The organism is Streptomyces corynorhini (genome assembly GCF_003346515.1).
In the GTDB taxonomy this organism is placed as follows: Bacteria; Actinomycetota; Actinomycetes; order Streptomycetales; family Streptomycetaceae; genus Streptomyces; species Streptomyces corynorhini.
Genome location: NZ_QQNA01000161.1, coordinates 265 through 21,912, shown reverse-complemented (window position 1 = coordinate 21,912; position 21,648 = coordinate 265). Strand labels below are relative to the sequence as shown.

16 protein-coding genes are annotated in these 21,648 nt (G+C 71.2%); 13 read left to right on the top strand and 3 right to left on the bottom strand.

Going from position 1 to position 21,648, the window contains the following annotated elements:
* Nucleotides 1-1,718: IucA/IucC family protein (locus DVH02_RS20430; RefSeq protein ID WP_147286091.1), on the top strand; the 1,718-nt coding region annotated here is incomplete at its 5' end.
* Nucleotides 1,719-1,756: 38 nt separating this feature from the next.
* Complete coding sequence (locus DVH02_RS20425; RefSeq protein ID WP_114625278.1) at nucleotides 1,757-3,727, top strand: ATP-dependent DNA helicase; 1,971 nt, start codon at nucleotides 1,757-1,759, stop codon at nucleotides 3,725-3,727.
* Nucleotides 3,728-3,838: 111 nt separating this feature from the next.
* On the opposite strand, the gene lexA is transcribed toward DVH02_RS20425, so the two are convergent.
* On the bottom strand, nucleotides 3,839-4,624 hold the full coding sequence (lexA, locus tag DVH02_RS20420) for a transcriptional repressor LexA (protein WP_114625277.1): 786 nt from the start codon (nucleotides 4,622-4,624) through the stop codon (nucleotides 3,839-3,841).
* 534 nt (nucleotides 4,625-5,158) lie between these two features.
* On the opposite strand from lexA, the gene nrdR reads away from it, so the two are divergent.
* Both nrdR and DVH02_RS20410 read left to right on the top strand, forming a co-directional pair.
* Nucleotides 5,159-5,668, top strand: coding sequence for a transcriptional regulator NrdR (gene nrdR, locus DVH02_RS20415; protein WP_114625276.1), 510 nt, complete (start codon nucleotides 5,159-5,161; stop codon nucleotides 5,666-5,668).
* Between the two features lie 148 nt (nucleotides 5,669-5,816).
* Nucleotides 5,817-8,696 (top strand): vitamin B12-dependent ribonucleotide reductase, encoded by a 2,880-nt coding sequence (locus DVH02_RS20410; protein WP_114625279.1) that lies wholly within the window; start codon nucleotides 5,817-5,819, stop codon nucleotides 8,694-8,696.
* 159 nt (nucleotides 8,697-8,855) lie between these two features.
* On the opposite strand, the gene DVH02_RS20405 is transcribed toward DVH02_RS20410, so the two are convergent.
* Nucleotides 8,856-9,374, bottom strand: coding sequence for a TerD family protein (locus DVH02_RS20405; RefSeq protein WP_114625275.1), 519 nt, complete (start codon nucleotides 9,372-9,374; stop codon nucleotides 8,856-8,858).
* Between the two features lie 266 nt (nucleotides 9,375-9,640).
* Between DVH02_RS20405 and DVH02_RS20400 the strand changes: the two genes are divergently transcribed.
* The 5 genes from DVH02_RS20400 to DVH02_RS20380 all read left to right on the top strand — a co-directional run bounded on the left by DVH02_RS20400 (nucleotide 9,641) and on the right by DVH02_RS20380 (nucleotide 14,034).
* A complete protein-coding gene (locus DVH02_RS20400; RefSeq protein WP_114625274.1) occupies nucleotides 9,641-10,246 on the top strand; it encodes a YdbC family protein in 606 nt (201 codons plus the stop codon).
* 493 nt (nucleotides 10,247-10,739) lie between these two features.
* Nucleotides 10,740-11,399, top strand: a complete 660-nt coding sequence (locus DVH02_RS20395; RefSeq protein WP_114625273.1) for a histidine phosphatase family protein — start codon at nucleotides 10,740-10,742, stop codon at nucleotides 11,397-11,399.
* A gap of 12 nt (nucleotides 11,400-11,411) precedes the next feature.
* Nucleotides 11,412-12,356, top strand: a complete 945-nt coding sequence (locus DVH02_RS20390) for an ADP-ribosylglycohydrolase family protein (RefSeq protein WP_114625272.1) — start codon at nucleotides 11,412-11,414, stop codon at nucleotides 12,354-12,356.
* Between the two features lie 180 nt (nucleotides 12,357-12,536).
* Nucleotides 12,537-13,247 (top strand): ribonuclease HII, encoded by a 711-nt coding sequence (locus DVH02_RS20385; protein ID WP_114625271.1) that lies wholly within the window; start codon nucleotides 12,537-12,539, stop codon nucleotides 13,245-13,247.
* A 139-nt stretch (nucleotides 13,248-13,386) separates the two neighbouring features.
* The gene (locus DVH02_RS20380; RefSeq protein WP_114625270.1) at nucleotides 13,387-14,034 is read left to right on the top strand and encodes a hypothetical protein; all 648 of its coding nucleotides are present in this window, start codon (nucleotides 13,387-13,389) and stop codon (nucleotides 14,032-14,034) included.
* A 158-nt stretch (nucleotides 14,035-14,192) separates the two neighbouring features.
* Here DVH02_RS20380 and DVH02_RS20375 read toward each other — a convergent pair whose 3' ends face one another.
* Nucleotides 14,193-14,822 (bottom strand): hypothetical protein, encoded by a 630-nt coding sequence (locus DVH02_RS20375; RefSeq protein ID WP_114625269.1) that lies wholly within the window; start codon nucleotides 14,820-14,822, stop codon nucleotides 14,193-14,195.
* A gap of 314 nt (nucleotides 14,823-15,136) precedes the next feature.
* Here DVH02_RS20375 and DVH02_RS20370 point away from each other — a divergent pair, with 314 nt between their 5' ends.
* The 4 genes from DVH02_RS20370 to DVH02_RS36260 all read left to right on the top strand — a co-directional run.
* On the top strand, nucleotides 15,137-17,296 hold the full coding sequence (locus DVH02_RS20370; RefSeq protein ID WP_114625268.1) for a RecQ family ATP-dependent DNA helicase: 2,160 nt from the start codon (nucleotides 15,137-15,139) through the stop codon (nucleotides 17,294-17,296).
* Nucleotides 17,297-17,497: 201 nt separating this feature from the next.
* Complete coding sequence (locus DVH02_RS20365) at nucleotides 17,498-19,537, top strand: glycoside hydrolase family 97 protein (protein WP_158575919.1); 2,040 nt, start codon at nucleotides 17,498-17,500, stop codon at nucleotides 19,535-19,537.
* A 212-nt stretch (nucleotides 19,538-19,749) separates the two neighbouring features.
* Nucleotides 19,750-21,072, top strand: a complete 1,323-nt coding sequence (locus DVH02_RS20360) for a DUF4192 domain-containing protein (RefSeq protein WP_114625266.1) — start codon at nucleotides 19,750-19,752, stop codon at nucleotides 21,070-21,072.
* A 323-nt stretch (nucleotides 21,073-21,395) separates the two neighbouring features.
* Nucleotides 21,396-21,648 (top strand): NUDIX domain-containing protein (locus tag DVH02_RS36260; RefSeq protein ID WP_407697652.1); only part of this gene is annotated, 253 nt, incomplete at its 3' end.

Sequence of the window (21,648 nt, the reverse complement as noted above, 5' to 3'; positions counted from 1 at the left end):
CCACCGCCCCCGTTCCCGCCTCCGACTCCACCCCTGACCCCGACTCCGTGCCCGGGACGTCCGGCGGCCACTACGCCCTGACACTCGACGAGGGCGAGACGCTCACCTTCCGCGCCACACGTGGCTCCTACGGCAGCTGGCGCGTCGACCCCGACTCCGTGGAGTGCGACGGCGGCGCCTTCACCGACCCCCTGCGCTTCCTGCTGCTCTCCCGCCGACTGCTCGGCCTCGACGGCGGAACCCTGGGCCACCTCGTACGGGAGCTGACCACCACCCTGGCCGCCGACGCCAAGCTGGCCCACACCGCGCTCACCGCCGCGCACCTCGCGGACCTGGACTACGCGGAACTCGAAGGACACCAGACAGGTCACCCCTGGATCGTCCTGAACAAGGGCAGGGTGGGCTTCTCCGCCACCGACACGGACCGCTGGGCCCCCGAGGCGCGCACCCCGGTCAGGATCCCCTGGATCGCCGCCAGCACGTCCCTCGCCAGCTACCGAGGCGTCCCCGCGCTGAACGTCCCCGACCGCCTCTACGCGAGCGAACTCGACGAGCGGGTGCGCGAGCGCTTCGACTCCGTACTGCGCGACCGGGGCCTGGACCCCGCCGCGTACCTCTACCTCCCGGTGCACCCCTGGCAGTGGGACGAGGTCCTGGTCCAGCTCTACGCCCCCGCGATAGCCGAGGGAGCGATCGTCCCGCTCCCCACCGACGGTGATCTGCGACTGCCGCAGCAGTCCATCCGTACGTTCCTCAACATCGACCGGCCCGACCGGCACACGGTCAAACTGCCGCTGTCGATCCTCAACACCCTCGTCTGGCGCGGACTGCCCACCGAACGCACCCTGGCCGCCCCCGCCGTCACCGCGTGGATGCACGGCATCCGCGACGCGGACCCCTTCCTGCGCGACGGATGCGGGGTCGTCCTGCTCGGCGAAGTCGCCTCCGTGACCGTGGAACACCCCCTCTACGACCGGCTCCCCGAAGTCCCGTACCAGTACAAGGAACTGCTCGGCGCCATCTGGCGCGAACCCCTGCACACCCGTCTCGCCCCTGGCGAGCGCGCCCGCACTCTCGCCTCCCTCATCCATACGGATCCGGCGGGCCGCGCGTTCACCGCCGAACTCGTCGAGCGTTCCGGGCTCGCCTCCGGGGAGTGGCTCCAGCGGCTCTTCGCCGCGATCCTGCCGCCCCTGCTGCACTTCCTCTACCGGTACGGGACCGTCTTCTCCCCGCACGGCGAGAACGCCATCGTGGTCTTCGACGGCCAAGACGTGCCGGTGCGGCTGGCGATCAAGGACTTCGTGGACGACGTGAACATCAGTGCCAGGCCGCTGCCCGAGCACGACGACATGCCCGCCGACGTGAAGGAGATCCTCCTCACCGAGGAGCCCGCCTTCCTCACCCAGTTCATCCATTCAGGGCTTTTCGTCGGCGTCTTCCGCTATCTCGCGCCGCTCTGCCAGGAGCAGCTGGGAGTCCGCGAGGACGACTTCTGGTCCCTCGTACGGGCGGAGATTCTCCGCTACCAGGCCCGGTTCCCGGAGCTGAAGGAGCGCTTCGAGACATTCGACCTGCTCACGCCTCGTATCGAGCGGCTCTGCCTCAACCGGAACCGGCTGCACCTCGACGGCTACCGTGACCGCGCGGACCGGCCGCACGCCGCCGTGCGGGGCACCGTCCCCAACCCGCTCGCTGTCCGGCTTTCGAGCGACTGACCGCCGTTGTCAGTGGGGCCCCGTAGGGTGGTCGGGCTATGACGAAGCCATCACTCCCCGAGCTCCTCCACGCCGCCGTCAGCTCTGTCGGCGGTGTGGAACGGCCTGGCCAGGTCGCGATGGCCGAGGCCGTCGCCGAGGCCATCGACGCCCCGTCCCATCTGCTCGTCCAGGCGGGCACCGGCACCGGTAAGTCCCTGGGCTATCTGGTGCCCGCCCTGGCCCACGGCGAGCGGGTCGTGGTGGCCACGGCGACCCTCGCGCTCCAGCGCCAGCTGGTGGAGCGCGATCTTCCGCGCACGGTCGACGCGCTCCATCCGCTGCTGCGCCGGCGCCCGGACTACGCCATGCTCAAGGGGCGTTCCAACTACCTCTGCCTGCACCGGCTGCACGAGGGCATGCCGCAGGACGAGGACGACGGCCTCTTCGACCAGTTCGAGGCCGCCGCGCCCACCAGCAGGCTCGGCCAGGACCTGCTGCGGATGCGGGACTGGGCGGACGACACGGAGACGGGGGACCGGGACGATCTGACGCCGGGCGTCTCCGACCGTGCCTGGTCCCAGGTCTCCGTCTCCTCCCGGGAGTGCCTGGGGGCGACGAAGTGTGCTTATGGCGCCGAGTGCTTCGCCGAGCTGGCCCGGGAGCGCGCCAAGCTCGCCGAGGTCGTGGTCACCAACCACGCGCTCCTCGCGATCGACGCGATCGAGGGGGCTCCGGTACTGCCCCAGCACGAGGTGCTGATCGTGGACGAGGCCCATGAGCTGGTCTCCCGGGTCACCGGCGTCGCGACCGGTGAGCTGACCCCCGGGCAGGTCCAGCGCGCGGTGCGCCGCTCGGCCAAGCTGGTGAACGAGAAGGCGGCGGACGCCCTCCAGACAGCGTCCGAGACGTTCGAACGTGTAATGGAACTGGCGCTGCCGGGACGGCTGGAGGAGGTCCCCGAGGATCTCGGCTACGCGCTGATGGCGCTGCGGGACGCCGCCCGTACGGTCATCTCGGCGCTCGGCTCGACCCGTGACAAGTCCGTGCAGGACGAGGACGTCGTGCGCAAGCAGGCGCTCGCCTCGGTCGAGTCCATCCATACGGTGGCCGAGCGCATCGCCAACGGTTCCGAGTGGGACGTCGTCTGGTACGAGCGGCACGACCGGTTCGGCGCGTCGTTGCGCGTGGCGCCGCTGTCCGTGTCGGGGCTGCTCAGAGAGAAGCTGTTCACGGACCGCTCCGTGGTGCTGACCTCGGCCACGCTGAAGCTCGGCGGGGACTTCAACGGGGTGGGTGCCTCGCTCGGTCTGGCGCCGGAAGGCACCGAGGGCGAGGACGTCCCCCAGTGGAAGGGAATCGACGTCGGCTCGCCCTTCGACTACCGCAAGCAGGGGATCCTCTACGTCGCGCGCCATCTGGCCACGCCGGGCCGGGAGGGTTCGCGCGGCGACATGATGGATGAGCTGGCGGAGCTGGTGGAGGCGGCGGGCGGTCGTACGCTCGGTCTCTTCTCCTCCATGCGCGCCGCCCAGGCGGCGGCCGAGGAGCTGCGCGGGCGGCTGGACGCGCCGATTCTGCTCCAGGGCGAGGAGACACTGGGCGAGCTGATCAAGGCGTTCGCGGCCGATCCGAAGACCTGTCTGTTCGGCACGCTCTCGCTGTGGCAGGGCGTCGATGTGCCGGGGCCGAGTTCCCAGCTGGTCGTGATGGACCGGATCCCGTTCCCGCGTCCCGACGATCCACTGATGAGCGCGCGCCAGAAGGCGGTGGAGGAGGCCGGCGGAAACGGCTTCATGGCGGTGGCCGCGACGCATGCCGCCCTGCTGATGGCGCAGGGCGCCGGACGGCTGGTGCGGGCGAGCGGGGACCGGGGCGTCGTGGCCGTACTCGATCCGAGGCTGGCCAACGCCCGCTACGGCAGCTTCCTGCGGGCCTCGCTGCCGGACTTCTGGTACACCACGGACCGCAATACCGTCCGCAGGTCGCTCGCCGCGATCGATGCCACGGCCGTGGCCGACGGCCGGTAGTCAGGGGAGGCCCCCGAACCGAAGTTGCGGTACACGAGGGATCGGGCGTGTACCGCAACTGTGCGGGGCAGGGGTGCGGCCGAGGGGCCACACCCTTTGGAGAACGGAGGGTCACACCCTCCGGAGAACCGCCACCACCTTGCCCAGGATGGTCGCGTCGTCACCGGGGATGGGCTGGTAGGCGGCGTTGTGCGGAAGCAGCCAGACATGGCCCTCCTCGCGCCGGAAGCGCTTGACGGTGGCCTCGCCGTCCAGCATGGCCGCGACGATGTCACCGTTCTCCGCGACCGGCTGACGGCGGACCGTCACCCAGTCCCCGTCACAGATCGCCGCCTCGATCATCGAGTCGCCGACGACCTTCAGGACGAACAGCTCGCCGTCGCCCACCAGCTGGCGGGGGAGCGGGAAGACATCCTCGACGGACTCCTCGGCGAGGATCGGCCCGCCGGCCGCGATCCGGCCCACGAGCGGCACGTACGACGCGGCAGGCTTGCCGGTCGTGTCCGTCTGCTGTGTGCTCGGCTGATCCGATCCGCGTACTTCGTAGGCCCTCGGCCGGTGCGGGTCGCGGCGCAGGAAGCCCTTGCGCTCCAGGGCCATCAGCTGGTGCGCCACCGATGAGGTGCTGGAGAGGCCCACGGCCTGGCCGATCTCCCGCATGGAGGGCGGGTAGCCCCGCCTCTGCACGGAGTCGCGGATGACTTCGATGACCCTGCGCTGCCGGTCGGTGAGACCCGAGCTGTCCGCCCTGATTCCTGGAGGTCGACCGGGCAGTGAGCGGGTGGGCTTGGAACCCTCCGGGTTCATGACTGCGTCGTTCATGGCATGCACCGGCTCGAATCGGCTCTGGGAGCGGTCCTGGGCAGTGATGGTGGCACTGTCTGCGGTGGTGGTCACGTCGGCCCCTCTCGAAATGTTCTCCCTGGCTGGACAACGGTAGTAGCTTTCGAAAGGTTGCGCCAAACACACGTTCGAGTGAAAAATCGAAGAGTGCCTACTTTGAGTGGTCGGCCGGGTGTATAGGCGTGTCGTGTCGGTCGGCGACTCCCGTGCCTGGGTCGTCACCGTACCGGCCTGGTGCGGCGCCGCGGTGGCCCGGAGGGCGGGCGTCAGTCTTCCACCGGACGGCCCGTGAGCGGGGGCGCCGCGCCCTTCCCGTACTCTCATGGCCGGTCCGCGCGGCTCTCGTGGCCGGTCCGCGCGGCCCGCGGCCCGACTCCGGCCCGCCCGCCCCGACGCGCGACACGCGCCGGGGTCCGATGTGCAATAAAACCCCAGATCTAGTGGTTGGATTGTCATAGCCACCCAGAAGTTGTGGTGCCCCGGTCTTGGGCCGGTGACGGCATCACCTATGCTGGGGATCGCTTCGAGGGGCTCGTTCCGAGCCCTGCCGGGGCTATTTCGTCGCGCTGTGAAGGAGGGTTGGTAGCCATGCACTGTCCCTTCTGCAGGCACCCCGACAGCCGGGTCGTCGACAGTCGCACCACCGACGACGGGACGTCCATCCGGCGCCGCCGCCAGTGCCCCGACTGCGCCCGCCGTTTCACGACGGTCGAGACCGCCTCACTCATGGTGATCAAGCGCAGCGGCGTGACGGAACCCTTCAGCCGTACCAAGGTCATCTCCGGTGTGCGCAAGGCGTGCCAGGGACGGCCGGTCACCGAGGACGCCCTCGCCAAGCTCGGCCAGCGGGTCGAGGAGGCCGTGCGCGCCACCGGGAGCGCCGAGCTGACCACCCACGACGTGGGACTGGCCATACTCGGCCCCTTGCGGGAACTCGACCTGGTCGCCTACCTGCGCTTCGCATCCGTGTACCGGGCGTTCGACTCGCTCGAAGACTTCGAGGCCGCCGTCGCGGAACTGCGCGAGCGGCCTCCCTCCGAGGAATCCGGCGACGACGGGGCCGGCGTGGTCCCCGTACCCGCCACCGCCGCGGACTGACCGGCCGGCTCGATCCCGGCCGCTCCGCGGTGACCGAAAGACCTGCCCCGGGTGCGCCTCCGTGCGCGCCCCCGGCATCAGACAGCACCCTGTGCCATGGGAAGAACATGGCGTTTTTGGGCGTTTTTGTACGTATATGGGAGGCGGCATGACAGAGACGGCGAGCGGCCCGGCACGAGGCACCCGGTCCAAGGGAGCCAAGGGCGGCAAGGGTCTGCGTATCGAGCGCATCCACACGACCCCCGGCGTGCATCCGTACGACGAGGTGGTCTGGGAGCGCCGTGACGTCGTCATGACCAATTGGCGCGACGGCTCGGTCAATTTCGAGCAGCGTGGCGTCGAGTTCCCCGACTTCTGGTCGCTGAACGCGGTCAACATCGTCACCAGCAAGTACTTCCGCGGGGCCATCGGCACCCCGCAGCGGGAGACCGGGCTCAAGCAGCTCATCGACCGGATCGTGAAGACGTACCGCAAGGCCGGCGAGGACTACCAGTACTTCACCTCGCCCGCCGACGCCGAGGTCTTCGAGCACGAGCTGGCCTACGCCCTCCTGCACCAGATCTTCAGCTTCAACTCGCCGGTCTGGTTCAACGTCGGCACCCCGCAGCCGCAGCAGGTGTCCGCCTGCTTCATCCTGTCGGTCGACGACTCCATGGACTCGATCCTCGACTGGTACAAGGAAGAGGGAATGATCTTCAAGGGGGGCTCGGGCGCCGGTCTGAACCTCTCCAGGATCCGTTCCTCCAAGGAACTCCTCTCCTCCGGGGGCAACGCCTCCGGCCCGGTCTCCTTCATGCGCGGCGCGGACGCCTCCGCCGGAACCATCAAGTCCGGCGGCGCCACCCGCCGCGCGGCCAAGATGGTCATCCTCGACGTCGACCACCCCGACATCGAGGACTTCATCGAGACCAAGGTGAAGGAGGAGGAGAAGATCCGCGCCCTGCGCGACGCGGGGTTCGACATGGACCTCGGCGGCGACGACATCACCTCCGTCCAGTACCAGAACGCCAACAACTCGGTCCGCGTCAACGACGAATTCATGAAGGCCGTCGAGGCCGGCTCGAAGTTCGGGCTGCGCGCCCGGATGACCGGTGACGTCATCGAAGAGGTCGAGGCCAAGACCCTCTTCCGCAAGATGGCCGAGGCCGCCTGGGCCTGCGCCGACCCGGGCATCCAGTACGACGACACGATCAACCGCTGGCACACCTGCCCCGAGTCCGGCCGGATCAACGGTTCGAACCCGTGCAGCGAGTACATGCACCTGGACAACACCTCGTGCAACCTCGCCTCACTGAACCTGATGAAGTTCCTCAAGGACGACGGCAAGGGCAACCAGTCCTTCGAGTCCGAGCGCTTCGCCAAGGTCGTCGAGCTGGTCATCACCGCGATGGACATCTCCATCTGCTTCGCGGACTTCCCGACGCAGAAGATCGGCGAGAACACCCGGGCCTTCCGCCAGCTCGGCATCGGCTACGCCAACCTCGGCGCCCTGCTCATGGCCACGGGCCACGCGTACGACTCCGACGGCGGACGCAGCCTCGCCGGCGCCATCACCTCACTGATGACGGGCACCTCCTACCGCCGCTCCGCCGAGCTGGCCGCCGTCGTCGGCCCGTACGACGGCTACGCCCGCAACGCCGAGCCGCACAAGCGCGTCATGAAGCAGCACTCCGACGCCAACGGCACCGCGGTCCGCGTCGACGACCTCGACAGCCCCGTCTGGGCCGCGGCCACCGAAGCCTGGCAGGACGTACTGCGCCTCGGCGAGAAGAACGGCTTCCGCAACGCCCAGGCGTCGGTCATCGCCCCCACCGGCACCATCGGTCTCGCGATGTCCTGCGACACCACCGGTCTGGAGCCCGACCTCGCCCTGGTCAAGTTCAAGAAGCTGGTCGGCGGCGGCTCGATGCAGATCGTCAACGGCACCGTGCCGCAGGCGCTGCGCCGACTCGGGTACCAGTCGGAGCAGATCGAGGCGATCGTCGCGCACATCGCCGAGAACGGCGTGGTCGTCGACGCGCCCGGCCTGAAGACCGAGCACTACGAGATCTTCGACTGCGCGATGGGCGAGCGCTCCATCTCCGCCATGGGCCACGTCCGCATGATGGCGGCCATCCAGCCGTGGATCAGCGGCGCGCTGTCCAAGACGGTCAACCTCCCGGAGACCGCCTCCGTCGAGGACGTCGAAGAGGTCTACTTCGAGGCGTGGAAGATGGGCGTCAAGGCGCTCGCGATCTACCGCGACAACTGCAAGGTCGGCCAGCCCCTCTCCGCGAAGAAGAAGGCGGAGGAGAAGGTCACCGAGAAGGCCGAGGAGACCATCCGCCAGGCGGTGGAGAAGGTCATCGAGTACCGCCCGGTCCGCAAGCGCCTGCCCAAGGGCCGCCCCGGTCTGACCACGTCGTTCACGGTGGGTGGCGCCGAGGGGTACATGACCGCCAACTCCTACCCCGACGACGGTCTCGGCGAGGTCTTCCTCAAGATGTCCAAGCAGGGTTCGACCCTCGCCGGGATGATGGACGCCTTCTCGATCGCGGTGTCCGTCGGCCTCCAGTACGGCGTTCCGCTGGAGACCTACGTCTCGAAGTTCACCAACATGCGCTTCGAGCCCGCCGGTATGACGGACGATCCCGACGTACGGATGGCGCAGTCGATCGTCGACTACATCTTCCGCCGCCTCGCGCTGGACTTCCTCCCCTTCGAGACGCGCTCGGCTCTCGGTATCCACTCGGCGGAGGAGCGCCAGCGCCACCTGGACACCGGTTCGTACGAGCCGTCCCTGGACGACGCCGGCCCCGGCGCGGAGGTCTTCTCCCGGCCGACCCCGGCCGCCGTCCCCGAGGCCGCCGCGTCCAAGCCCGCCGTCGTCCCGGCGGCCAAGGAGGCGCACACCTCGGCCGAACTGGTCGAGATGCAGCTGGGCATCAGCGCCGACGCGCCGCTCTGCTTCTCCTGCGGCACGAAGATGCAGCGAGCCGGATCCTGCTACATCTGCGAGGGCTGCGGCTCCACCAGCGGCTGCAGCTGATTCAGAACGCGCACCGCGGCCCCTGGCCGCGGTGCGGACAGGACGGAACCGAGGGGCGGTGGGCCGAACGCGGCTCGCCGCCCCTCGGGGCGTGCACAGGGCCGGACGAGCCGTCCGCGTACGGCGGACCGGGTGCGGCGCGGGCGCGCTCCGGGCGGGTCAGGCACCCATCAGGGCGCCGAACGACTGCGGATCGGTGTCGAAACCGCGGACCGAGGTACGGAACTCCCAGGCGCCCGAGTCGGCACGGACGAACTCCGCGACGGTGGCCGCCGTGGCCTCGGCGAGACCGGCGAAGTCGTGCCGCGCCAGCTCCGTGTAGCCCTCCATGACCCGCAGCGCCGGGTTGGCCACGTCCCCGAACGTGCGCCGCCCGTCGCGCTGCTGGATCGCCACCCCCACCACCACACGGACGTATCCGGAGCCCAGCCGGTCCAGCTCCAGCGTCATCTCCTCGTCGTCACCGAACCCCTGGCCGGTGCGGCTCTGACGGTCCAGGGTGATCGTGCCGTCCGGCGAGCGGCTGCCGAAGTGCACCAGATAGTCGGGCTCGGCCGGTGCGTCGGAAGTGAAGGTGGCCGCGACGAGGTCGAGATCGTGCGGCGGCTCGCCCATGGCGCTCGGATCCCATTTCAGGACGACCTCGACCTTGGACACTCCTCTGTTGAGACTGCTCACCCATTCCCCCTCAGTCCTGACCGTCCCCGGGCCGGCACCGGGCCGGCCGACGGAATCCCGGCCGTGATACGAGCCATGGACACCAGGCTAGACCGGGGCACTGACAAAGGACCTCGCGATGTGGCCAGTTGACGCCAGCATGGCCAGTACTCGCCGGTAATCGCCCCTTCCGCGAGGGAGCGGCACGCACGGGCCCTCCGTATCGCATCGGTATCGCCCGACCGGTGGCGTGACCGGTGCCACGCCCCGCGCCGTACGATGGCGCCGTGCTGGTCAAGTGGACTCGCTGCACCGTGATCGACCGTCGAGGTTTCGAACGCGGGCAGCGGAAATGGGCGGGGTTGCTCGGTGAGCCGGGGTTCCGGGGGCAGAGCGGGGGATGGAGCAGGGCGAGGCCGGGCGTGGTCCATGTGTTCGCGTTCTGGGAGAGCCGCGCCTTCTACGACTCGTTCATGGCGCGTTCCCACGACCGGCTGGCCGCCGCACAGTCCGGCACGTTCCGGGACACCCAGGTCAAACTTTTCGACTACCGCTTCGATGTGAAGACGGGATTCGAACCGCGGTTCACCGACGCGGACGTGGTCCGCTTCGCCCACTGCAAGGTGCACGAGGACCGGGTGGAGCACTTCGCCCTCATGCAGGAGAAGGTCTGGAACCCGGCGATGGCCGGTTCGCCCGGAATGGTGCGCGGACTGTTCGGCGAGGCTCCCGGACACGAGTTCATCGTGCTCTCCATGTGGCAGTCGGCCGCCGAGCACGGAAAATACCGGATCGAACGGGTCGAACGGCTCACCCTGCGCGCACAGACCGCCGCCGACGTGGCCGCGCTCGCGGGGGACGTCGTCGACCTGGAGACGTCCTGGACGGTGTGACCGGCGCCGCCGCGCTCACCCCCGGACGAGTGGCCCCGGGCACGGGCGGCCGCGGCGCCGGACGGCGGGAGCCCCGCCCGAGGGGCGGACGGCGCCATGTGTCAGGCAGGGCCTGGACGAGTAAGTCCGAAGTCCCGTCTGCGGGGAGGCGCCATGCACGCACATCCGCGGCGTTGTCGTCGGTCAACGACTCCCCCACTGCCTTAAGGGCGTGGGAGGTGCCCCCTCCGCGTCGCTTCCCTCCTCCGCCTTGCGGCAGCGCTCGGCATCCGAAGGACGCGTCAAGCGCCGAGGCGGAGGGAGCGCAGCGAGCGCAGCGCACCTGACACCTCCCCGCCCGCCCCAAGGGGCGGACGACGCTACTTCGGACTTGCTCGTCTAGGGTCAATACCAGTGACATAGGGGCCAGTTCGGCGGCCTCACCTGCGGAAACACGGTCCGCCGACAGCCCCGGCAGCCGCAAAGTCACTGGTATTGCGTCTAGGGTCGACCCATGGCGCGACCGCGACGCATTGTCCTTGTCCGGCACGGCGAGTCGGAGGGGAACGCGGACGACACGGTGTACGAACGCGAGCCCGACCACGCCCTGGCGCTCACCGCGACCGGCCGTACTCAGGCCGAGCAGACCGGCACGCGGCTGCGCGAGACGTTCGGCCAGGAGCGGGTGGGCGTCTTCGTCTCCCCGTACCGCCGCACCCACGAGACGTTCGAGGCGTTCGGCCTCGATCCGGCCCTGGTGCGTATAAGGGAGGAGCCCCGGCTGCGGGAGCAGGACTGGGGCAACTGGCAGGACCGGGAGGACGTACGCCTCCAGAAGACCTATCGGGACGCCTACGGGCACTTCTTCTACCGCTTCGCCCAGGGCGAGTCCGGCGCCGACGTCTACGACCGGGTCAGCGCCTTCCTGGAATCCCTCCACCGCAGCTTCGAGGCGCCGGACGCGCCGCCGAACGTGCTGCTGGTGACCCACGGGCTGACCATGAGGCTCTTCTGCATGCGCTGGTTCCACTGGTCCGTGGCCGAATTCGAGTCACTGGTCAACCCCTACAACGCGGAGACCAGGACCCTGCTGCTCGGCACGGACGGCACCTACGCCCTGGACAGGCCCTTCGAACGCTGGCGCGTCCCCGAGCCGTACGGCCGTACCGGATAGAATGATCCCAGGATGAACGCCGACTCCACCCGGGACCGGACGCGCGACGCGCGCGCCGACCGCGCTCTGGCCAGTCTGCGGGGCCTGGCCGTGGGAGACGCCCTGGGCTCCCAGTTCTTCGTGCCCCGTAACCACCCGCTGCTCAAGCGCCGCGAACCGCCTCCCGGCACCTGGCAGTGGACCGACGACACCGAGATGGCCGCGTCCGTACTGGCCGTACTCGTCCGGCACGGACGCGTCGACCAGGACGCGCTCGCACACTCCTTCGCGCACCACCACGACTTCGACCGCGGATACGGCCCCGCGGTCAACCGCATGCTGCGCCTCATCCGTGAGGGCGGCGACTGGCGTGAACTCGCCGCCGGACTCTTCAACGGCCAGGGCTCCTGGGGCAACGGGGCCGCCATGCGGATCGCGCCGCTCGGCGCCTGGTACGCGGGCGACCCCGAGCAGGCCACGCACCAGGCCGAGATCTCCGCCTACACCACGCACCAGCACCGCGAGGCCGTCGTCGGCGCGATGGCGGTGGCCGCCGCGGCCTGCCTCGCCGCCGACCCGGCGGGGCCGCCCTCGCCGGAGGAACTGCTCGACGGGGTGGTGGCCCTGGTACCGCGCAGCGCCGTCGGGGCGGGGCTGCGGCGGGCCCGCGACATGCTGGACTACGGGGACCCGGGCACCGTGGCCGCGGTCCTCGGATGCGGCCGCCGCACCAGCGCGCACGACACCGTGCCGTTCGCGCTGTGGTCGGCCGCGCGGGCGCTCGGCGACTACGAGCGCGGCTTCTGGACCACGGCCCTGGCGGGCGGCGACATCGACACGACATGCGCCATCGCCGGCGGCGTGATCGCCTCGGCCCGCACGGGCGCGCCTCCGGAGCACTGGCTGTCACGGACCGAGCCGCTGCCCCACTGGCTGCCGCCGGCCTGCGCGACGGCGCCGGGCCACGGACCCGGGTGACGGTCCCGGACCCCGGGGACGGGCCCCGAGACGCGATCAGTTGGGCCGGGAACGGTGTACGCGGACCGGTGCGACGGCGGCCCGCCGGGCACCGCGCCGCGCCGCGCGGCGGAGTTCGCGCGGAACGGTCGGCACCCGGTCTGTCGCGCGGCCCGAGGGCGGCGTAACCTGGCTACTGCCATGCCGTACGAACCACCCACGCACACCGTCGAGCGCTCACTGCGCGCCACCACCGATGCCAAAATCATCGCGGGTGTCGACGAGGTCGGACGCGGCGCGTGGGCCGGGCCGGTCACCGTGTGCGCGGCCGTCACCGGACTGCGCAGGCCCCCGGCGGGCCTCACCGACTCCAAGCTGATCAGCCCCAAACGACGTGCGGAGCTGGCCGGTGAACTGGAGGCGTGGGTCACCTCGTACGGTCTCGGGCACTCCTCCCCGGAGGAGATCGACGCCCTCGGGATGACCGCCGCGCTCAGGCTCGCCGCCGTACGCGCCCTGGAGGCGCTGCCGGTACGGCCCGACGCGGTGATCCTCGACGGCAAGCACGACTATCTCGGAGGGCCCTGGACGGTGCGCACGGTCATCAAGGGCGATCAGTCCTGCGTCTCCGTGGCCGCGGCCTCGGTGCTCGCCAAGGTGCGCAGGGACGCCATGATGGCCGAACTGGGCGCCGGGTCCGAGGAGTACGCGCGCTTCGCCTTCGACGCCAACGCCGGATATCCCTCGCCGGTGCACAAGGCGGCGCTGGCGCAGTGGGGGCCGACCGCGCACCACCGGCTCTCCTGGTCCTATCTCGACGCGCTGCCGAAATGGCGGCATCTCAAGAAGGTCCGGTTCTCCGCGGAGGCCGCCGCCATGGAAAGCGGGGGCCAACTCGGCTTCGACTTCTGAACGTCCGGCATGCCGGGCCCTACCCGACCCGGCATGTTCGGTGCCCCTCCCACCCATGCGCCTTTCCGGCAGTGGGTATGGGGACGAATGTGCCCACCCGCCGATGCCAGTCGCACCGGCGTCTGACAGACATCCAGCCATGCCTCTCATCCCTCAGGAGCCTCAGATTCACGAGAGAGCCCAGGGTCCCAGCGCCACTCCGGCCACCGGCCGCACCGCGCCGACCCCTCGTCCCGTACCCGGTCCGCGTCCCGTCCCGGGGCCGCGTTCCGCTACGACGCCGCGACCCGGACGCCCGGGTCCCGGCCCCGCGAGGCCCGCGCCGCCGGCGCAGCGCTCGCCCAGCTCAGCCGGTCAGCCCGAGGCGCCCGGCACCGCCACTCCCACCACCCCTTCCGCACCGCAGATCCAGCTCGTCCCGGCTCCGGCCGACGGCGCGCTGCAGGCCGCCGAGGAGGCGGTCGACCTGCTCCTGGACTCCGGCCGGGCACCGGGCGACATCCTGGTGCTCACCACCGGCGAACAGCACCCGTGGGCAGCCCACGAGCTGTCCTTCGGCGAGACCGCCTACTGGGCTCAGCACGACGCGGGCGAGGACGTGTTCTTCGCCGGTGCCGCCGCCATCACCCGGGTACGGCCCCGCCCCGTCGTGGTCGTCGCGGTCAACGGAGGCGGCGACGAGGCCGTCGCACGGGTGCTTCCGCAGGCCCGCGAGCGGGCCACCGCGCTGCTCGTCGTGTGCGGTGACTCGGAGCGGATCGACGCCGTGCTCGGCGCGGGCGTCTGAGCCGTACGGCCCTCGGTGCGTCTCCGGTCGCGAGACGCGCGTGCCGTAGGGCCCGGTCGTGACCCGGCTGCCCGTTCAGGGGGTGGCCGGGCCGCCGAGCCGCGCGTCCCCGCGCTGCCCGCTCCGCCCGTGCTCACGAGGCCGGCGGACCGCGATGGTCAGCGGGCGGCCGTGCGACGCAGCGTTTCCACGGCCCCACCGCCCCCGCCGAGAGGCGACGGGCCGGGGTCGGCGGCCGCCTCGGAGAGCGGTGCGGGCGGCGACGCGGAGTTCGGCCGCCGTCCGCCCCGGCCCTCACCCAGCACCTGCCAGCCACCGCGCGTCAGCGTGATGTACGCCCCGCAGCGCAGACCGTGCAGGGTGCAGGCGTCGCGCAGCCCCCACATCCAGGCCCCGTCCTCCTGCGTCCACTGCCCGTCACCCTCCCTGCAGTAGAGCAGCACCGCCGTACGTACCGGGGTGCGCCGGCGCAGATCGTGCGGGAGAACCAGCCGCAGGTGGGCGAGGAGCGCGTTGCGGAACTCCCAGCCGTCCACCGGCGCGGGACGTGGCACGAAGGACGCGCTGGCGGCGAGCCGTTCCTCGTGGTCGAGCACCGCCACGACGGCCGTCCCCGGGACGGGCCGGTGCCGGCTGTGCAGTCCGCTCACCACCTCGCGCGGAGCCCGCAGCAGAGGGATTCCCGCCGCCGCCCACTCGGCCGGTTCGAGCATTCTGGCGAGGCGGCTGACCGAAGCGGCCGGGGGGTTCACCGAACCGGCAGCGGACGAGGCGAATCCGAAGGTCACGTTCCTCCCTTCGCATACGCGCCCACACTGCGGGCAAGGTCGAGTGGGGACGCGCCGCGCACAACCCTGGTGGCGAACGGAACCGCACGGGGGCGGTTCCAATTCTCACCGGCCCGGGGGCGCGCGGCAACGAGCAATTGGCGCCGCCGCCCGGAATGCGCCGGTATGGCAGTGATATCCCTCCCCGATCACCCCAGGTCGCAGCCCCGCCCCCGCTCCGAACCGCGAGGACCGGCGCGAACCACGAGGACCAGGGCGAACCCCCGGCCTGCCCGGATTGGGCCGTTGTCAGTGCCGTGCGGTTGCATGGAGGCATGAACAACCAGGAGCTGCGCACCGAAGCCGACGCCGTCCTCGCCGAGCTGGTCGGTGATCCGGACGGCTCGGCGCGCCTGCGGGAGGACCAGTGGCAGGCGGTGGCGGCCCTGGTGGAGGAGCGCAGGCGCGCCCTGGTGGTGCAGCGCACCGGCTGGGGCAAGTCGGCCGTGTACTTCGTCGCCACCGCTCTGCTGCGCCGCCGCGGCGCGGGCCCCACGGTGATCATCTCGCCCCTGCTGGCGCTGATGCGCAACCAGGTCGACTCGGCCGCGCGGGCCGGGATCAAGGCCCGCACCATCAACTCGGCCAACCCGGAGGACTGGGAAACCATCTACGGGGAGGTCGAGCGCGGCGAGACCGACGTACTCCTCGTCAGCCCCGAGCGCCTCAATTCCGTGGACTTCCGCGAGCAGGTACTGCCCAGGCTCGCGGCCACGACCGGCCTGCTGGTGGTCGACGAGGCGCACTGCATCTCCGACTGGGGACACGATTTCCGCCCGGACTACCGCAGGCTGCGCACCATGCTGGCGGAGCTGCCCGCCGGGGTGCCCGTGCTCGCCACGACGGCGACCGCGAACGCCAGAGTCACCGCCGACGTGGCCGAGCAGCTCGGTACGGGCGGCGGGGGCGCTCTGGTGCTGCGCGGGCCGCTGGACCGGGAGAGCCTGCGGCTGGGCGTGCTCGAACTGCCGGACTCGGCCCATCGGCTGGCCTGGCTGGGGGAGCGGCTGGGCGACCTGCCGGGCTCGGGGATCATCTACACGCTGACGGTCGCCACGGCGGAAGAGGTCGCGGCCTTCCTGCGCCAGTGCGGATACCCGGTGGCCTCCTACACGGGCAAGACGGAGAACGCCGACCGGCTGCAGGCGGAGGAGGACCTGCTCGCCAACCGGGTCAAGGCGCTGGTCGCCACCTCGGCACTGGGGATGGGATTCGACAAGCCGGACCTGGGCTTCGTGGTGCACCTGGGATCGCCCTCGTCCCCCATCGCCTACTACCAGCAGGTAGGACGCGCGGGACGCGGCGTGGACCACGCGGATGTGCTGCTGCTCCCGGGACGGGAGGACGAGGCGATCTGGGCGTACTTCGCCTCGGTGGGCTTCCCGCCCGAGGAACAGGTACGGCGCACCCTGACGGTCCTGGAACAGGCGGGCCGCCCGCTGTCGCTGCCGGCCCTCGAACCACTGGTCGACCTCCGGCGCTCACGGCTGGAGACGATGCTGAAGGTCCTGGACGTGGACGGGGCCGTCAAGCGCGTGAAGGGAGGCTGGACCGCCACCGGCGCCCCCTGGACGTACGACACCGAGCGCTACGCCTGGGTCGCCGAACAGCGCGGCACCGAACAGCAGGCCATGCGGGACTACGTGTCGGCCACCGGGTGCCGGATGGAGTTCCTGCAGCGCCAGCTCGACGACGAGAAGGCGGCCCCGTGCGGGCGCTGTGACACCTGCGCGGGACCCTGGCTCGACCCTGCCGTCTCTCCCGGGGCCCTCGCGTCGGCGCGGGGCGAGCTGGACCGGCCGGGCGTCGACGTCGAGCCCCGCCGCATGTGGCCCTCGGGCATGTCCGCGGTCGGGGTCGACCTCAAGGGCCGTATCCCCGTGGGCCAGCAGGCGTCCCCGGGCCGTGCCCTGGGCAGGCTGTCGGACATCGGCTGGGGCAACCGCCTGCGGCCGCTCCTGTCGGCACAGGCCGCCGACGGGCCGGTCCCGGACGACGTGCTCGCCGCCGTCGTGACGGTGGTCGCGGACTGGGCCCGGTCGCCGGGCGGCTGGGCCAGCGGCTCCCCCGACGCGGCGGATCGGGTGGTGGGCGTCGTCGCCATGCCCTCCCGCACCCACCCGCACTTGGTGGCCTCCCTGGCCGAGGGCCTGGCCCGGATCGGCAAGCTCCCGATGCTCGGCAGCCTGGCCTACGCCACGCGGTCCGACGAGCACGCGGCACACCGCAGCAACTCCGCCCAGCGGCTGCGCGCCCTGGCCGCTTCGTTCACCGTGCCCGACGAACTCGCCGCCGCCCTGGCCACGACCCCCGGCCCCATCCTGCTCGTCGACGACTACACCGACTCCGGCTGGACCCTGGCCGTCGGCGCACGCCTGCTGCGCCAGAGCGGTGCCGCCCAGGTACTCCCGCTCGTCCTCGCCGTGGCCGGATAGGCGACTCCCACCGCCCGACGGCCACGGTCGGGCTGCTCGCACCACAAGCCCGTACATCTGGACACAAGTCCCGACTCGGCGCACCGGCTGCGCTGCGCAAGACATCAGGAGGTGTCCACGAGGCCATTGCCGAGCGCCCGTGACCGGCCCCAGGATGTGTCCCGTCCGCTGAGTACCGAGCCCGCCGCGATGGAGTGTGAAGTGGTCAGCAAGCCGAATCGCCGTACGGTCCTGGGCGCCACCGCGGGCGCCGTACTGACCGGGGCGCTCACCGCCCCCGCGTCCGCCGCGTCCGTCACACCCTCCGGGCACGTCACCGTCGACTCACCGGACGGGCTGCTGCGGTTCACCGTTCTCGTCACGGACGGATCGCTCCGCTATCAGATCGTGCGCCGCGGCCGGGTCCTGGTGGCACCCTCCGGGCTCGGGCTCGATCTGGCCGGCCTGCCCTCGCTCACCGGCGGCCTGGTGGTGAAATCCGTCGAACGACGGACCGTCGACGAGTCGTGGCGTCCGGTGTGGGGCCCCGACGCGCTCGTCCGTAACCACGCCAGGGAGTGCGTGCTGCGGACGGTACAGCCGACGAGCGGGATACGGCTGGACGTGATCGTCCGGGTCTTCGACGACGGCGTCGGCTTCCGCTACCACCTGCCGGCGCAGCCCGGTCTCGACACCTGCACCGTCACCGCCGAGCGCACCGAGTTCGCGCTGCCGCCGGCCTCCCTGAGCTGGTCACTGGAGGCGGGCACCGACTGGAACGCCGACGAACGACACTACCGGCGCGCCCAGCTGTCCGACGTGAGAACCGCGCAGACCCCGCTGACACTGACGACACCGGACGGCCAGCACATCGTGCTGCACGAGGCGGCGCTGATCGACTACCCCAGCATGACCCTAGCCGCCGACACCACCAGACCGGGCACCCTCACCAGCGAGCTGATCAGCCTCCCCGACGGCACGAAGGCCCGGCTGTCGGGTGAATTCTCCACCCCGTGGCGCACGCTGACCATCGGCGACCGTCCCGGTGACCTCGCCGAATCACACCTGACCGAGAACCTGAACGAGCCGTGCGCGCTCGCCGACACGTCGTGGATCTCGCCCGGCACCTACGTCGGCGTCTGGTGGGAGCTGCAACGCCGCCACACGACCTGGACCGAGGGACCGCGCCACGGGGCGACGACCGAGCGCGTCAAGCAGTACATCGACCTTGCCCGCGAGGCCGGAGCGAGCCACGTACTCGCCGAAGGGTGGAACACCAACGCCGGCGGTCAGTGGACCGACCAGGACTTCCTCACGCCGCAGCCGGACCTCGACCTGCCCGAGGTGCTGCGCTACGCACGGGCCAACGGGATCGGATTCACCGCGCACAACGAGACCCGCGGCTTCGTCGACCACTACGACCAGCACCTTGAGACGATCTTCGCGCGCTACGCCGAACTGGGCATCCACGCGGTCAAGACCGGCTATGCCACCAAGTTCCTGCTGGGCGGCGTAAACCGCAGCCATTTCGACCAGGAAGCCGTGCGTCACTATCAGCGGGTCGTCGACACCGCGGCCCGCCACCAGATCATGGTCATCGCGCACGAGGCCATCAAGCCGACAGGGCTGGCACGCACCCACCCGAACATGATGACCAGCGAGGGCGTCGCCGGGATGGAGCAGCACAACTACATGGGGCGGCTCGGCAATCCGCCGGAGCAGGCCACCGTCCTTCCCTTCACCAGGTTCATGGGCGGCCCCGCCGACTACACCCCCGGTGTGCTCAACGTGACCTGGGACCCGGCCAGTCTCGGAACGCGCGTGCAGACCACCTCGGCCGCCCAACTCGCCCTCTACCCCATCTTCTTCAGCCCGCTGCAGATGCTGGCCGACACCCCGGAGAACTACCACTCCCACCCGGGATTCGCCTATCTGAAGGACATGCCCGCCAGCTGGGACGAGACCCGGTTCCTGGACTGCGTCATCGGCGACTACACCGTCGCCGCCCGCCGGAAGGGCGACACCTGGTACCTCGGCGCGATCACCGACGAGTACGACCGGACGCTGCGGGTGCCGCTGCGTTTCCTGGGGCGCGGCCGGTACAGCGCCGAGATCTACAGCGATGCCGCCGAGACCAGCTGGCACGACAATCCCCTCCCGATCGACGTCCGGACCCGCACGGTGCGCTCGTCCACCGTGCTCACGCTGCCGCTCGTCGCCGGCGGCGGCACCGCGATCCGGTTCCGCCCAGCGCGCTCCTGACGCGCGGCTTCTCGACGCGCTGCCGCTTGCCCCGAGGTCTCCCGGCCCGAAACTCTCTGACCCGTGGGTTCTTGACCCGCGCCGCCGATCCGGTGCGGTGGCCGTACCAGGAAACCGCATGGGCCGGACAGAACGCCAGGAGGCCCGACACCCTGTGGATAAAGTTATCCACAGGGGTCGCGGGATTCGGCCCGACGCGGGAACGTCGAGCCATGAACACGCACAAGCACCACGAATCGACCGGATCCGCCGACGAACAGCAGATCACCCTGCGCAGCCCCGCCGAACTCGCCGACTCCCTGCCCTACTTGCTGGGCTTCCACCCGAACGACTCCGTGGTCATGGTGGCCCTCCATGGCGACCGCGGCCGCTTCGGCGGACGGCTCAGGCTCGGCATTCCCCGCTCGCCCCGCGAATGGCCGCCGGTCGCCGAGCAACTCGCCGAGTGTCTGATCGAGGGCAGCGAGCGGCGCGGCCCCCGGCCCAGCGGCGTCGTCGCCTTCCTCTGCCAGGACCCGGCCCCGGGGGAGACGGGCCGGCAGGTGATGGAACGGCTTCGGCCCCTCGCGCAACGGCTGCGTACCGCCTGCGGTCGGCTCGACGTACCCGTGCACGAGGTGCTCTGCATCTCCGACGGACGCTTCTGGTCCTACTGCTGTCCCGATACGCGCTGCTGCCCGCCGGAAGGCACCGGACTGGCCCTGCCCGGTACGTCGGTGATGGCGGCGGCCGCCGCCTACGCCGGAGTTCAGGTCCGCGGATCGCTGCGCGACATGGAAGCCCGTCTGGAGCCCTGGAACACCCCGGCCGCCGAAGAACAGGAGCGCGCGCTGGACAACGCGGGCGCGGCGCTCGTCCCCAGGATCCTGTCCGGGGGAAACCGGAAGGGAGTCGCCGAGGAGACCCTGAAACTGGCCCGGGGGCTCATGGGGCGGCTGGAGCGCGCGCCGGGCACTGGCACCGTCGCCCAGGACACCGAGGACGACGCGCTCATCACCCACGAGGAGGCGGCGGCCGTCATCCTCGGCCTCCAGGACCGCGAGACCCGGGACCGGGCGGCCGAGTGGATGGAGGGCACCGACGCGGCGCCCGCGCTGCGGCTCTGGCGCGCGCTGTCCCGGCGCTGCGTCGGCCCCTACACGGAACACGCGACGGCTCCGCTGACCCTGGCCGGATGGGTCGCCTGGTCGACCGGGGACGAGCCCAGCGCCCGGGTCGCCCTCGGACTCGCCCTGCGCCTCGACCCGGGGTACGTCTTCGCGCAACTGCTGCACCAGGCGTGCAACGAGGGGCTGGATCCGGAGGCCCTGCGCCGCTGCCTGCGGGCCGAGCGCGACACGCGCGCCGTACCGGGCTCGTGCCGGCGCGGCGGCGGCTCCTCCGGGCGCGCGGTCGCCGCCCGTCCGCCCTCGGGGCCGCGCCGGCCGAAGGCGCCGCGGGTTCCGGCGCGTACGGGCCCCCGCGCCGGTGTGAGGACGGCGCGCGACCGGGCGGGACGGCGCGGCGGGGAGCGCGGAAGCAGGAGCGGCCGATGACCTCTGAACCCCGGACCTCTGAACCCCGGACCTCTGAACCCTGGACCTGGACCCGGACCCCGCACCCTGGGCCCCGAACCCCGAGTCCGGACCCCGATTCCGTCCGCCCCGGCTCGGGACGGCGCCGGTCGTGGTGAGTGACGGTCCGGTGGTTCCGGTGGTGAAGGGGCGGCGGCGGGGGCGGCGCCGGGCGCGGCCGGTGCGGGCGGGCCGGAGATCGGCGAAAGCGGGGGGAGACGGCCATGAAGTAGACGTGGTCGAGAAGTACGCACCGAGATGGCGGAAGGAGTGTTTATCGTCAGGCAGACGACTATGATCAACGTATGCCCCCCTACGACCCGTCGGCCTTCCCTGCGTTCGCTGTCACCGTCGATCTGGTCGTGCTCACCGTGCGCCGCCACGCGCTCTGCGCGTTGGTCGTGCGGCGCGGCGAGCCGCCCTTCCAGGGGCGGTGGGCGCTGCCCGGTGGATTCGTCAGGGGTGACGAGGACCTCGCCGGCGCCGCCGCGCGTGAACTCGTCGAGGAGACCGGCCTGTGCGCACACGATCCGCGTTCCCCGGCGCCGGGGAACGCGG